Source organism: Mogibacterium sp. CM50 (assembly GCF_000293155.1).
GTDB classification, from domain to species: Bacteria; Bacillota; Clostridia; order Peptostreptococcales; family Anaerovoracaceae; genus Mogibacterium; species Mogibacterium timidum.
This window is the reverse complement of the sequence record NZ_ALNL01000026.1, coordinates 25,711-40,321: the sequence shown is the minus strand read 5'-3', so window position 1 is coordinate 40,321 and position 14,611 is coordinate 25,711. Positions and strand designations below refer to the sequence as shown.

At 38.2% G+C, this 14,611-nt stretch carries 16 protein-coding genes; 2 read left to right on the top strand and 14 right to left on the bottom strand.

Annotated features, from left to right (window positions below; genetic code table 11):
* Positions 1-47 precede the first annotated feature (47 nt).
* Together HMPREF1152_RS04355 and HMPREF1152_RS04350 are read left to right on the top strand one after the other, a co-directional pair.
* Positions 48-251, top strand: coding sequence for an excisionase (locus HMPREF1152_RS04355; RefSeq protein WP_009643521.1), 204 nt, complete (start codon positions 48-50; stop codon positions 249-251).
* Between the two features lie 75 nt (positions 252-326).
* Positions 327-1,517 (top strand): site-specific integrase, encoded by a 1,191-nt coding sequence (locus tag HMPREF1152_RS04350; protein WP_009643926.1) that lies wholly within the window; start codon positions 327-329, stop codon positions 1,515-1,517.
* A 326-nt stretch (positions 1,518-1,843) separates the two neighbouring features.
* Here HMPREF1152_RS04350 and HMPREF1152_RS09845 read toward each other — a convergent pair whose 3' ends face one another.
* The 14 genes from HMPREF1152_RS09845 to HMPREF1152_RS04290 form a co-directional block, all read right to left on the bottom strand.
* Positions 1,844-2,203 carry an ATP-binding cassette domain-containing protein gene (locus HMPREF1152_RS09845; RefSeq protein ID WP_242822273.1) on the bottom strand — a complete coding sequence of 120 codons (360 nt, stop codon included), beginning with the start codon at positions 2,201-2,203 and terminating at the stop codon, positions 1,844-1,846.
* A gap of 16 nt (positions 2,204-2,219) precedes the next feature.
* On the bottom strand, positions 2,220-2,858 hold the full coding sequence (locus tag HMPREF1152_RS09840; protein WP_009643922.1) for an ABC transporter transmembrane domain-containing protein: 639 nt from the start codon (positions 2,856-2,858) through the stop codon (positions 2,220-2,222).
* Between the two features lies 1 nt (position 2,859).
* Positions 2,860-3,285 carry an ABC transporter transmembrane domain-containing protein gene (locus tag HMPREF1152_RS09930; protein ID WP_009643934.1) on the bottom strand — a complete coding sequence of 142 codons (426 nt, stop codon included), beginning with the start codon at positions 3,283-3,285 and terminating at the stop codon, positions 2,860-2,862.
* 9 nt (positions 3,286-3,294) lie between these two features.
* On the bottom strand, positions 3,295-3,876 hold the full coding sequence (locus HMPREF1152_RS04340; protein ID WP_009643924.1) for an MptD family putative ECF transporter S component: 582 nt from the start codon (positions 3,874-3,876) through the stop codon (positions 3,295-3,297).
* Between the two features lie 18 nt (positions 3,877-3,894).
* On the bottom strand, positions 3,895-6,042 hold the full coding sequence (locus HMPREF1152_RS04335) for an ATP-binding cassette domain-containing protein (protein ID WP_009643927.1): 2,148 nt from the start codon (positions 6,040-6,042) through the stop codon (positions 3,895-3,897).
* A 29-nt stretch (positions 6,043-6,071) separates the two neighbouring features.
* On the bottom strand, positions 6,072-6,692 hold the full coding sequence (locus HMPREF1152_RS04330) for a TetR/AcrR family transcriptional regulator (RefSeq protein ID WP_009643919.1): 621 nt from the start codon (positions 6,690-6,692) through the stop codon (positions 6,072-6,074).
* 105 nt (positions 6,693-6,797) lie between these two features.
* Entirely contained in the window at positions 6,798-8,423 is a 1,626-nt protein-coding gene (locus tag HMPREF1152_RS04325; protein ID WP_039883558.1) for a hypothetical protein, read from the bottom strand.
* Between the two features lie 246 nt (positions 8,424-8,669).
* Complete coding sequence (locus HMPREF1152_RS04320) at positions 8,670-9,272, bottom strand: nitroreductase family protein (RefSeq protein WP_156791959.1); 603 nt, start codon at positions 9,270-9,272, stop codon at positions 8,670-8,672.
* Positions 9,273-9,449: 177 nt separating this feature from the next.
* Positions 9,450-10,556: a pyridoxal phosphate-dependent aminotransferase gene (locus tag HMPREF1152_RS04315; protein ID WP_009643950.1), complete on the bottom strand. Its 1,107-nt coding sequence runs from the start codon at positions 10,554-10,556 to the stop codon at positions 9,450-9,452.
* Between the two features lie 233 nt (positions 10,557-10,789).
* Entirely contained in the window at positions 10,790-11,740 is a 951-nt protein-coding gene (srtB, locus tag HMPREF1152_RS04310) for a class B sortase (protein WP_009643946.1), read from the bottom strand.
* Positions 11,741-12,157: 417 nt separating this feature from the next.
* Positions 12,158-12,634 (bottom strand): flavodoxin, encoded by a 477-nt coding sequence (locus HMPREF1152_RS08990; protein WP_242822274.1) that lies wholly within the window; start codon positions 12,632-12,634, stop codon positions 12,158-12,160.
* Positions 12,580-12,759 carry a hypothetical protein gene (locus tag HMPREF1152_RS09835; RefSeq protein ID WP_009643945.1) on the bottom strand — a complete coding sequence of 60 codons (180 nt, stop codon included), beginning with the start codon at positions 12,757-12,759 and terminating at the stop codon, positions 12,580-12,582. Before HMPREF1152_RS09835 ends, HMPREF1152_RS08990 begins: the two co-directional genes overlap by 55 nt.
* A gap of 292 nt (positions 12,760-13,051) precedes the next feature.
* The gene (locus HMPREF1152_RS04295; protein ID WP_009643944.1) at positions 13,052-14,053 is read right to left on the bottom strand and encodes an SIR2 family NAD-dependent protein deacylase; all 1,002 of its coding nucleotides are present in this window, start codon (positions 14,051-14,053) and stop codon (positions 13,052-13,054) included.
* Between the two features lie 97 nt (positions 14,054-14,150).
* Entirely contained in the window at positions 14,151-14,591 is a 441-nt protein-coding gene (locus HMPREF1152_RS04290) for an Rrf2 family transcriptional regulator (protein ID WP_009643942.1), read from the bottom strand.
* Positions 14,592-14,611 lie beyond the last annotated feature (20 nt).

Below are 14,611 nucleotides of genomic sequence, written 5' to 3'. Positions count from 1 at the left end.
AATATCAGAACTTTTACTATACCTATTTTGAGAAAGGGGGCGATGAAATGAATCAAACGGATGTGCCTATCTGGGAGAAATATACCCTCACCATAGAAGAAGCGGCAAAGTATTTTCGCATCGGAGAAAACAAGCTGCGAAAACTGGCAGAAGAAAATCCTAACGCAAATTGGGTGATATTAAACGGCAACCGTATTCAGATCAAGCGCAAGCAGTTTGAAAAAATGATCGATACGGTTGACACAATCTAATGGAGATCGAACCTTGACGATGTTATAATAGATATAGCATATCAAGGCTCTTTCCGTCTTGGAAAGGAGCATAACATGTCAGAAAAAAGACGGGACAGCAAAAACCGAGTTTTGCGGTCAGGAGAGAGCCAGAGAAAAGACGGGAGATATGCTTACAAATATATAGACACCTTTGGAAAGACGCAGTTTGTGTACGCATGGAAATTAGTTCCAACGGATAAGACCCCGAAAGGAAAACGCGAGGATAAATCCCTGCGGGAAAAGGTCAAGGAGATACAAAAAGACCTTGATGACGGGATTGACCCGGTGGGAAAGAAAATGACCGTCTGCCAGCTTTACGCAAAGCAGATACGAAACCATGCAAATGTAAGACACAGTACAAAGCAAGGCAGAAAACAGCTTATGAGAATCCTTGAGGAAGATACTATAGGCACTTGCAGCATCGAGAATGTAAAAATGTCTGATGCAAAGGAATGGGCTTTACGAATGAAAGAAAAAGGCTATTCTTTCAAAACCATCAGCAATTACAAGCGTTCTCTAAAGGCAGCCTTTTATACCGCCATTCAGGATGACTGTATCAGGAAAAATCCCTTTGACTTTCATATCAACACAGTTATTGAGGATGACACCGAGCCGAAGGTTCCTCTTTCGCCTGCACAAGAAGAAAGTTTACTTTCCTTTGTGAAAAGCGATAAGGTCTATCATAAGTATTATGACGAGCTTATCATTCTGCTTGGAACAGGACTTCGTATTTCAGAGTTTTGCGGATTGACGGAGAGCGATATTGATTTTGAGAATCGGACAATCAATGTGGATCATCAACTTCAATACTCCGGTAAAAAATCGTACCGCATTGAAACACCGAAAACGGAAAACGGTATTCGGAAAATTCCAATGAGCGACCGAGTTCTTGAGGCCTTGCAGAGAGTTGTGCAAAGCCGAAGAAAAAGTAGTTTCGAGGTTGACGGCTACACAGGCTTTCTTTTTCTCACAAGGAACAGAACACCACAGGCTTGTATCAACTATGATGCTATGTTTCGCAGACTTGTAGAAAAGTATAACAAAAATCATGAGGAAGCTTTGCCGGCGGTAACAACGCCCCATACCCTGCGACACACGTTCTGCGCCAACATGGCAAATGCGGGAATGAATCCGAAAGCCTTACAGTATCTTATGGGACACGCCAACATTACCATGACACTGAACTATTACGCACACGCCACATTTGACAGCGCACAGGCGGAATTTTTCAGACTGGCGGCTTAAAGGAAAAGAGAGGTTTTACTACTTCTTTACTACCTTTCAAAGCGAAAACACAAGCAGATTTAAGAAAATATGTGAGTATCTCCCGATATACAAAATGCCGAAAATACCTGTAAAGACAGGCTATATCGGCATATAAGAACTTTTGAAAAGATAGTTAAAAATCATATTAGAGTTTGTACTAGAATAACAATTAACGTTTTATCTTTGGTAAATTCCAGTAATGCCTCTTGAATTTTTTCTTCGTTTTCAATATCTGCACTTGCAGTTGCTTCATCTAATATGATAATTGAAGCATTTTTTAGAATTGCTCTGGCAATAGCTATTCTTTATTTTTCTCCGCCGGATAACCTATCACCTGCTATGGTGTCATATCCGTCAGGCAAAGCGACAATAAAATCATGGCAACCGGCTCTTTTGGCAGCTTCTATAACTTCATCATTAGTCGCAGCTTTTTTACCTACTCTAATATTTCCCAAAATACTGTCATCAAATAAAAATGTATTTTGATCTACATAGGATATAATAGTATTCAGGTAATTCATTGAAAGATCTTTTACCCCTATACCACCTATTTTTATGTCCCCCTTCTCAAAATCCCAAAATCCGGCTAAAAGTTTCATTAGAGTTGATTTCCCTGAACCTGAAGTACCAATAATTGCAGTCATGTTTTTTTCTTTAATTTTCAAATTCACATTATCAACATCATTTTTTTGTCCCGTCATAAGAAAATTGTAAATTCTCAAATGAAATCTCGTATGTCATTTTTTCTTTTAAATTAGAATTCTCATTTCTCTTTAGTTCCGGATAATCTAATATTCCTTTTATTTCCTTTGCAACAGTTCCCATCTGCGCCAATTGGTCAACATAACTGGATGCCTTAACAACTGGTTTGAATATTCCAAGAGAAATCATCATAAACAAAAATAAACTCTGCTCAGTAAGACTACCATTATTGAAAAATATCAACCCCACAACAATTGTTGGAAATATAGATATCGGTGCTATGCTATATGAAAGAGACGCATAAAACTGCGAGCTTTTCATCCAGTTTAATGCATACTCTGCATTGCGGATGACTGCATTTTTATATTTAGCATAGAAACTATCTTCCATATTGAAAGTTTTAATTACCTCGATACCCTTTATATACTCTATGACCGCTTGATTCATGTTCTTTTGTGCCTGTACTTGTCCCTCATATTTTTTCTTATAGCCAATCATCATAAGCATTCCGATTGATAAACCAAACACAATCCATAGAAATATAATGACAGTAAGCTTAATATTAATTACAAGCATCCAAATAATCATAGCAATAGGTATCAGCAAATTTGCAGTCATTTCAGGAAGTAGATGTGCTAATGTTTTTTTCTATATCTTCCACTCTGTCTACCAATATAGTTTTCAATGTTCCACTAGGATTTCTATCAAAATATCCCATCGGCAGTCTGATAAATTTATCACAAATTGCATATCTTAAGTCACTTAATGTTAAATATGCTGCCTTATGAGATATAAATGTTGAAATGTTTGAAAATAGCATTCCTGATATTTTGCAGATTATGGTTAATATCAAGGCATATACAGTGTTATTACCATAAAATCCTTTGAAGATATATCCCGCTAAAATTCCAGCAAAAGCATAGGATAACAGTTCGCATAGAACAGAAAGCATGCTTAGAAGCACAGATAAAATGTATCTTTTTTTGTATGGACTGATAAACGAATCCATTTCTTTAAAAAAGTTTGGTTCTCTCGCTTTTTTCATGACTTCACCCTATACATCAGCTTCTTTTTCTAAAATATGTTTCATCACGACCTTACTTCCTATATAAGACCCTATGATTGCAGAAACTATGACTAAAACAAGTAAAATCAGCGTTCCCCAAGAAGTAATCATTTTGCCTGCCGCTGTAATATTCGAAGCTAACTCCTTTTCTTTCATATCTCCTATGGTTTTATTCAGCGCTATGGTATATGGATAAATTACACTTCCGACAGAAGCCAATGTCTGTTGAATAACATAGCTAATTCCAATAATTTTTAGATTTCCATAGCCTCTTTTATATAGTAAAAATTCTGCTATCAATCCTGAAATTACAAACATTAAAATATATGGTGGATAAAATGCTATAATTCCTTGAATAAGAGAATATATAAGAAATGCTCCTCTTTTTCTCACTTTCACTCCAATAACAAAGAAAACCACACCTTGTAATAATGAGTACAGCACTGGTGTTAAAAGTATGGTAATTGGTGTTGCATACATAAATGTACCTAAAGAAAATATCAAAATGTTACACAAGGATAGCAATGTAACCATAATTATATCTTTCGCTTTCAATTTATTTTTGTTCATTATTAGGTCCTCCTATTTTTATAAAATATTTATCATCAAAATTACTATCATCCCCATCATCAATATGTAATCGCATAGATGAAACTGCAAAGTAACATAAGATGATTTTTTGTGATTTAAAGCAATTCCTCTTGTTTCTGCTGAAGCTGATAATGTTTCACCTATTCTTATCACTCGAAAAATCAATGAAACAATCAGTGCTTCAAGATACTCCATCTTTTCTTTGATTATATTTTTGTGGCTACAGCGTCCTCTATTTCTAAGCACCTGTCTAAGCAAATTAAAATCATTCCTTAACATTGGAAAGAATCGAAAAGAAACCGCAAGAATCAATAATAACTTCTCAGGCATTCTTATTTTTCTAAGTCCCGCAAGCATATTTGTTGCTCCTCTACCTCCAAGAATGATAGGAAATAGTAGAAATATTAAAATAAATCTAGGAAACAAATTTGCTGTAAACATTGTAATTTCATTGGGATATATTATTTCAAGACCGTAAATCAATCCTATAATGATGGAAGTAATTCCAAACGCTTTATATCTTCTATTTGCAAGAGAAAAAACAAGCGCCAATAAATTGCATTCAAAAATCAATATCTTATTGTCAATTCCCACTGAAACCATACAAAGAACCCAAAACAAAATATTTGTTCTCGGATCTAAAATAATTTTCTCTCTTTCTGATGGGACTTTATGTTCTAAATCTTTTTCGAATATGCTTTTAATATTTTCAATATCTTTATTCTCTTTTACTTCACAAATTCTTTGTATCACTCCATTATCAAGTTCCAAGCATTTATTGGCAACTGCCGAGATAAACTCTAAGTCATGGCTGATAGTTATCACGATTTTTTTCTTTTTCATATCATTTATCAGTCCCACTACAATATCTAAGCTTTTTTTGTCCATTCCAGATGTTGGTTCATCTAAAATAACCACGCTTTTATCCGAAAGATATGCCATCATTAAGGTTAATTTTTGCATCTGCCCGCCTGAAAGAGAAAATGGATGTCTATCTCTATATTTCCACATATCAAATCGCTTAAGTAAAGCTTCTATTTCATCATATTTGTTTCGATTTACACCATACTTGAGTTCAGATAATACAGAATTTGTAAAAAATTGAAATTCAGCTTCTTGCATAATAAAAAGACTGTTTTGTGACAACTGCCTATGACTCAATTCTTTATCCTTTAGAAAAACTCTCCCCTTTTGTGTTTTCAACAATCCACATATACATTTTCCCAAGGTGGTTTTACCTGAACCATTTTTTCCAATCAAACAAGTAACTTCTCCCAAACAAGCTGTAAACGACAAATCTTTTAAAATATGTTGTTTTTTATATCCAAAAGATACCTCCTTTACTTCCAATCTATCACTACAAAACTCAAAACACTTGTTTGGAACTTCAAGTTGATTAAGCTCCAGAACTCGTAAACATAAATCATCCAATTTATCCCCAGAAAATGCCCTAAAAGCGTCTCCATCGTACTTTTCGTATAAGCTTCTATTTTTAATTAGCCAATATTCATCCACAAGCTCCCTCAGATAGTAAAGCCTATGTTCACTTATTATTAGAGTTTTTCCCTCTTCTTTAAGAAGCAATAAGATATTTTTTAGTTTTTCTATGGCTAAATAATCTAAGTTTGCAGTCGGTTCATCAAGTAAAATAATTTCTGTATTCATTGCCCATGCAGCCATAACGGCTATGAGCTGCCGTTCTCCACTTGAAAGCTTGAAGACTTCTCTGTTCTCCAGATATTCTAACCCAAACTTAGAAAAAGCTTCTTTTGTTCTTTTTTTTATCTCTTCATGCGTTAATCCTTTATTTTCGAGTCCGAAGGAAATTTCCGTATCACTCTCCATTGTAAAAAATTGACTTCTTGGGTCTTGAAAAACAGACGAAATAATCTCCCCTACTTCTCCAACATTTTTATTACATATATTCTCAGAATTTACTAATATATGTCCATTAAATATACCGTCGTAAAATTCAGGAATCAGATGATTTAAACATCTAAGAAAAGTCGATTTTCCACAACCACTTTCACCACAAAGAGCTACACACTGCCCTTTCGATATACTGCCTACCACATTATTCAATACTTTTTCCTTATTTTCATCATAAGAAAAGTCGATTTTAAAATCTAAAATAGTTTTGTACACTTCACTCGTCCTATCTGTAAATCAAATTCTTATTTTATAAAATCTTTAAAAATCTTTTCCCAACCTGCTCCAATAAACTCCCCCAACATTTTTATATACTCAACTGTTTCGTCTTTGCTGTATCCTTTTTCGATTATCAAAGCATATACATTAAACTGCTCATTCATTAGTAATTCCACTAAATCCAATTTTAACTTACTAATATCCGAGTCAATATATTTTTCTATGAATATTTGTGTTTCGTGTATCTTATTTTTCATCATTTCATCAAACATGGATTCGACTGAGCTTCCCTTGCTGCAACATAACAGAAGTTTACACTCATAATAATATTCAAATAAAATATCTATATATCTTGCAGTTTCTTTTTCTATACTACTTAAAAGATTATCAAAATCTTTATCTATACAATATTTCATGTATGCTTCTTTGTTATCTTTTCTTTCACTATCCAAAACTTGTAAAAGTTCTTCAATTAAGCTATATAAAAGCTCATCTTTCCCTTTATATCTTGTATATATAGCTCCGGTTGTAACTCCTGCTCTTTTTGCAATAGAATTGATTGAAGTAGATTGAAATCCATTTTTTAAAAATTCAATTTTAGCAGCTTCAATTATCGGCTTATCTAATTCATGATTTTTATTAGCCATGTTCATTTCTCCGCTCTTATAAAATTTCAATTTTTAATAACTCAATCAATAATTAAGTTATTAATAACGTTATTATTAATAACTTAATTATTGATTATACGCCAGTTAGTGTTGCCTAACAATAGATAAAGATATATTTTTTGAAATTTTACTGTCGGATATTTCTTTTTCCGTATACCCTGCAAGCTGCGCGCCACCGTCAAATAGATATACCTTATTATCTTTTACCGATGCATATTCAGCAATCTCACTCAGTGCTGTTACAAAATCCGTGACATCATTCAAACTTTGACCATCCACCTTTATGGTGTCACCGAATATTTCATTCATTTCTGACAGCATAATATCCACAGGAACAGCATATTCCATTCTGTTAACATTCCTGCTAAGTTTTACCTTAAAGGCGTTATCAATATATTCTTTGAACTTTCCAAATGAACCATATCTGCTCTTTATTTCAGATTCCAGATTTTCATCAATAGACACAGTCATGTTCTTGAGGTATCTCTGAACATCTTGTATTTCTTGAGATATGCGCTCGGTTTCATAGGTATTCTTGACAATTTCACGTGTTATTTCATTCAGCAGTCTTTCCTTTGTAGCATTGTCACCTGTTTTTGCCGCTTTATAAAGATTATGATAATCAATACGCAGCTCTTCTGCTTTTACATCTGATCCGACCTCGCTAATTAGTTCTTTCAGATAATTTATAACTGCAGACCTCTTAGGCATCGTTCCTTTTGTCTTGGTCTGATTGAGGATTAGAGCGTCAATCTTTTTGTTCAGCTCCTTAATGGTGCTTATATCCGCTTGCTGATTGTTTGGGATATCAAAGATATTGTTTTTTCTCTGATATTTTTTAGTTTCCCCGTTGACATTAGAGTTTTTCAATGATACATTAACTGTACTTGAATCAGCCCCTGTTGATTTCAGGCCGTTAGCGTTTGCTTTTACGGTTGCAACGGGGGCTGATTTATTTTGTTTAATTTGCGTGAATTTTACATTGTATACATATTTTCCTGTGCTGCGCTCTTGTACGTTTATTAAAACGTCAAACAGATTGTTATCTATCCATACTTCTTTATTGTAATATTCCCACTCTTTAACTGCACCTTTATGCTTATTGTCTTTATCTTTTGATTTGCTATCATAAGCTGCATTTGATAGCAAATTCATCGTATCACCATCGGCAAAAATGTTAATTTTATTTTTAAATACTTTCTTTCTATTCGTTTGGTTGTCACCATAGATATTCTTTTTTAAGAAAACCTTGTCTAGTTTAGCCTCTGCGGTTTCGCTTCCATTATCAAATATAATCGTTTTCTTTCCTAACAATTCTTTAATATTATTAACGGCAAGATTGCGCTTTTCTTTGTTAGTTAGGTTCTTGGTTGTTTCGGATATTTCATATATATCTCTGCCTTGAGAATCTTGCCCCTTGAACATGAATTTAATTCCGTCTCCATTATCTACAGCCTCTTCAAACTCATCTACTTCCGGATTCACCAAAGCATTAGTCCACATTTCTTGGGCTTTTTCCAGGATCCCTAGTTCTTCAAGCCATTTTCCGCGAAGCTCTCCTTTTAGTGCATTCATAGCACTTTTGCCTAGAGTGTTCAGTTTATCTACTGTAGACTTAATAGCATTGAGGATGGTTTCTCCAAGGCTCCTGTTTTTTTCTACAAGCGTTTTGACTGCAGCTTCCGCGTCCTTATCTCCCTTCCAGAACACATCGGTAGCATCGGCGAGGAGTTCATCCTCTGCCTCTTCACGTGAAATATCCCCTTTTCCACATACGCAAAAAGACCGGAACAACTAAGCTACGGTCTGATTTTTTTGTTCACTTGTAAACCCAACGGAAGCAATCACTCAATTTATTCTTTTTGAAAGCTTTACCCAATTTTGTTCCGGTTGTTTATTATAATGATGGGTTAGGCTACAGCCCTTGAAACTAAGTCACTTATGTGAAGCTATACTCTATTCCCACTCAACTATCACATCATCAAGCCTTCGTTTAGGTACATAGTGCACGCCGTTTTCATCGCGATAATAGTCAGTTGATTCACCTTCTTCAATCTCGACTATCCTGATATCTTCGATTGATTTGCCTAGTGCTATCACAAGCAGCGGTCTGAGGTTTCCGGCAAGTCTAAGTGACGTAGCCATTTCTTTTGGCGAAAAGTATCCTAATATACAAGCTCCGAGCCCCATCTCCGCAGCAGCCAAAGTTATGGATTGGGCAACAATTCCCGCATCCTTATGATATCCTGTTCCGCTCTTGCTGATGTTCTCATCTTGGCAGATAACTATATATGCCATCGGTTCGGTACCCGAGATGGGGAGATGAAGCTCTGACAATTTTGCGGCAAATGATATCTGTCCAATGATTTTATCTCTTCCTTCCGGGGTATTTATAGTTACATATTTAAGTGGCTGCATATTAACACTTGATGCGGATAATCTCGCACAATCAACCATCTCACGGAGTTCTTCATCAGCCACTTCCCGAGAAATATCGTAACCTCTGACACTTCTGTTCTTCTTAATCAAATCTTTAATCATCATTTCCGCCCTCTTCATACGCATAGTTTCATTTGATTCTTAATCATCGCTCATAATGCACAGGTTACGTGCTAACTACATTTCTAATTGTCGCACTGCCTATCGGCAGTGCATGAGACACACAGGATGGGTTACGCGCTAACTGCATTTCTCATTGTCGTAACCCTGTTCAGGGACTCATCGGACTTATCGTAGTTACGCGCTAACCACATTCCTAATTGCCTTGATCAGCTTACCCGCATCTTTTAACGTTGGAACACGCAGTCTTACACAATTCCTTCCAAGCGGCTCAAATTCGCTTCCGCTACAGGTCAATACATTCTCATTCATAAGCATTCGTTGCAAATCGATGTCGTCATCTACATGCCTGAGCAGGCAGATCGGAACTCTGTCATCCGTCTCTGCCATGATTATTTTACTTCCGCAGGCATCGCGAAGCGCTCCCTTGATGATCGAAAAGTCTGTACCGTGCTCAACCGGCTGAACGTCATAGTTGAGGATTGCTGCTGTTATCGCGCGACTCATCTCGTTCATCATGTAAGGATTGCTGACCTTCTTGATATATTTGACAAGCTCTTTATTGGTTATTATGTAACCGGCTCTGGCTCCTGCCAACCCGAAGCCTTTAGAAAAGGTTCTCACACTAATCATGTGGCTGTATTTCGGTCCAAGCATAACTGCAGATTCCTCCCTCGGGATAAAATCCGCATAGGCTTCGTCAATTATGGCGTACACCTTCATCTCCTCGCATTTGCTGATTATACGCTCAAGCTCCGCATTCGACAGAAATTGACCCGTTGGATTATTGGGATTATCAATGTACACGAAAGAAGTATTGTCGTTTATAGTTCCAACCAGTCTGTTTACATCTTCTTTAAAATTATTTTCGGCACTTGTCACTACTCCGTGTACCTTCATACCCATGATTCTGGAATACTCAACCATGTCTGTAAATGTAGGCATGAACATAACTGCTTCAGCTCCCGGTTTTGCAAAAACGTTTACAAGGAGGTTGAGAGCAGTAACACTTCCATCCGTCATAACTACATTTTCAGGCTCAATAAAGGCATAATCCTGCCAATAATTGACCACAGCCTCTTGAGCTTCATCGCTGTGCGGATACTGATACAGCCTGTTTACATCAAAATTTCGCACAATGTCTATCACGACATCCGGAAATCCGTACGGATTTATCCCCAGACTGCAGTCAAGCGTATGCTCGTCAGCTACCGGTGTATTGTCGGCATAGCTCCTGATCTCAGGAATAAGCTCATCCCTGATTCTTGTCTTATCAATACTCATGAGTGCACCTCGGACTTTCATTTAGATAAGTTTACCTTTTAGATGATTATATACTGTACCGGCAAATATCAAAAGGGGACTGACAGCAGCAATTATGCCTGCTTTACAGCTTAAAAATGCTTAAAAAGGAAACCGCCGCATCCGGTTGCAACGATTCCCCATAATTACTGTATTCAAGAGCAAATCGGTTATTTTCTTTATATTCGCCGTAATTTCAAATTTTTGCCGAATCCTTATTTGCCGTTCTGCTTATCTATTTTTGCTTGAAGCTTTTCTCCTTCGCTGACCTCAGCCTTAGTCCACGGAATCATCTTGCATACAACCACATATCTGGCTTCGTCGAAGTCGTATGCACAGGTGCTTAGCGTAACGATCCTATCCTTAGTAGAGATATTAACGCCCTCTACGCTGATTTTTGAATTTGTCCTGGCATAGTTTATGAAAGCCTGTTTTTCTGCTTCACTGTTAAATGAATTCTTATAGGCATCGCTGGTTGCCGGGGTGATATAAGAAGCGAATACCTGCAGATGATATTTGGCATCAGGTGTAATAAGCTCAAAGGTCTTGTGACTGTCATAATAATCGTTTTCCTTCGTATACCCCCTCAACGACTTGAACATACTGCCGTCATGCATATGGTGCCCATACACAATCGTATTGAAATCCGAGAAATCGGCAGAATTACGGTAATCCATGAAGATTGAACCGGACACACTATATTTCTTCTTAATATCTGTATGCAGATAGATATCGTTATTGTTGCCACGCATAATCGGATAATTGATAATCGTATCCTTCTGGTAAATCCAACCTACAACATCCGGATTCTGCTTCCGGAGAGCTGCAAAATCAACAACTCCCGTGAATTGATTAGGGTCGACCTTGGCTTCTTTTGCGACCTCCTTGAAGCCGCTTCTTGAATGGTAGTAATTATAAAGCGCTGTACCTACCTTATAACCGCTAATCAAAATTACGCAAACAAGACAAAATATTATGACTCTAAATGCCCAGTCAACTGCACGGTTCTTCTTTTTCTTCTTAACCTTGCTCTTAGCCTTTTTCGCTTTTTTACCCCTATTAAGAGACTCTGAGGTATCGACTTCTGCAACTCCTTTGGGCTCAACAGCAACCTCTTCAGACACTATCTGATTAGGCTTGACGTCATTGTATTTGTCACTTCTCATAACAGCTCTCCTTCTATTCTCTCCCAATTATTCTATATTATGCTATGGTTCACATCTCCAAGGCTAGATTATATCACTGCCAAATAGCTCACTCAATGTTGCAGTCTCTCATAACGCACTGTTAATAATAGCATAAAGCTTAATTCGGTCTGTATAATTTCTGTGACGAAACAAATCCGCAGACAGCATTGCTTCAACTGTCTGCGGATTTGTTTGTTATATGTGAAATTATTACTCTATCGCCTCTTTCTCCGTAAATTATCTGCTTTTTTATAAAAACCCAACATCGGAGAAGCAGAAATGTCGGAGATGGCGGGAACGATTGCAGCAACAGACTTGATTCGCGGCTCTTTCACACCGGCAACCGACATATATGAGCCGGAACCGCAGATACCAAGCCCGCCGATACGGGGATGATCATTTCAGATCCAGTCCCCGAACCCATTCCCTGACCGAGCCTTTATTGGGTTTTTCCGAGAAGCGTTTTCCTTCAAGCCAGTCACCTGTCCCTGCCATTTTTTCAAGATTTGTTCCGCTGCTTCCAATTCCTGAGCTTGCGGATGTGCAAAATAGAACGACCTTTTTCCCGGTGAAATTGTTGCTCTTGATGAAATTGTTCACGATCCACGGTGCTTCACCCCACCAGATTGGATAACCGAACAGAACTACGTCATAATCGCTCCAATTCGGTACCTCTGTTGAGGCAAGCTTTACATACTGAAGAGATACGTTGTCGTGCTCTCTATTAACGCGGCTGTTCCGGTCTCTCCAGTTCAAGTCACTATCAGAATAAGGCACGGCGGGAATTATCTCAAAAGTATCTGCATCGAGCTCGTCAGCTACGAAATTTGCAACTCTCTTTGTATTTCCCGAACCGGAATAATAAACAACGATGGCTTTCCCTTTAAATTCAGAACCCTTTTTTTAGATGATTCCGAAGTGTTATTATTTGAACTTCCGCATGCCGCTAGGGAAAGCATCATAGCTGCGGCCAGCAGAACAGACCATATCTTTTTCATTATCGATATCCTCCTTCGTATACTGCTTCTGTTTATAGATGCTTCCGATGTCTTTGATTACATATTATTGGTTCTCCAATTGAAAGTCTAATGTTTTTCATCTATGATGGTATACGCGACGGGTATATCATCATGTAGGAGCATTTCTTTTATGTTGATCGAAACATATCTTCCGGAGCAATTTGAGGCCGTTGTGCAGTATGCACGTTTCTGCGGGAATAAGCAGTTCGACTGATTTAAGAAGGAGATAAAGCAACTCATATTACAATCTATTACACGCCTATGAGTATCCCTAGAAATGCCCACAGGCGTATTTTCTTAGCACTTCATAAATATCCGCATCTATACAGATACTTCGATTTTCAAGCTCGCCCGGACAGAATGCTTCTCCGTAATTTATGCAGGCGTAAACAGCCTTCTCATTGGCAAGTGTCATCTGCCAGAACGGATACTTCACGATGACAGGCGTATTGGCTCCAACGCCAAGTTCCAGATACAGTACATGCAGACCCTCATGTCTGCGAAGGAAATCGTAATAAGCCGCCGATGCTCTGTGCCATCCTTCGTCCTCAACAAAGGAATCATCCGCGCGAAGATTCATAGTGACCTCTGAACCGTCATCCGGGCATTTCGGGATCAGGTCGGTTGGAATCCGCATGGTGATACTGCTGCTTTCCGGTACCTGGAATATTCTTCTTTCATCTTTGATAAAGCCCTGTGCCGCCATTGCTTTCATAACCCATTCTTCGTTATCATAGGTCTTCTGCAGTGATGGATTCACGCTCTGAAACAAACCATAGTCACCCTGTGTATAGAACAACCGTTTTTTATCAAACCCCGCCCTTTGGAACCGGTGATCCACATTAGTGGTGATGACGAAATAATCCTTATCCTTCACGAGTTCATACAATTCCTGATATACCTGCTTCGGAGCGTCGATATAGCGATTGTAATAGATATGCCTTGCCCACCATGCCCAACGTGTTTCATCGTCCGGAAAAGGATAAAAGCCGCCGGAGTACATATCACTGATATCATATTTCTTCGCAAAATCAAAAAAGTATTTCTCAAATCGTTCACCACTGTAGGTAAGTCCCGCTGACGTGGACAAGCCTGCTCCGGCTCCAATCACAATTGCATCAGCATTGTCCAATTCATATTTCAATCTGCTGATGCATTCCTCTACTGTACCTGTACCATAGGACATATGTCCTCTGAGATACCTCACCGCGCTGAGTCCTTTCCTGATACTTTCCTGATAGCCGTTCGGCAGTTCACCGTATAAGCTTTTCATAGTATTTTTGTCCTCATCCTTAAAAATATTGAAGATCGCTCTTGAACTCCTCCACAAGATAGTCGAGTAGCCGTTCCGGCGCACATCTGTTTCTGTATCATGCTTCTTTCCCGAGAATTTCCTGCATTCCCGTCCGCAGCTCCTCTATTGTATATTTCTTCATTTCGTCCTCCATCGCATTCTGGATCGCGTTCAGCTTTGCGTCCAGCAATGCATGGATATTACCTCCGACATGGCACTGTGGGCTCGGCTTCTCATGGAACCGGAACAAATCACCGCCCTCCAAAGGCTCTATAGCCTGATATACATCATAGAAGGATATTTCCGACAGTTCTCTTGTTGGCTTGATTCCGCCGGTTCCTCTTGTTACCGTGATGAGTCCTGCATTTTGAAGCTGTGTGAGTATCTTGCGAATAATGACCGGGTTGGTTCCTATGCTACCTGCGAGGAAGTCGCTCGTCACCTTATATTCATCCTTAAACGTATCCACACAGGTGAAGATATGCAAAGCCACGGTAAATCTGCTCGATATCTGCATATGAACCACCTCCGGCTACC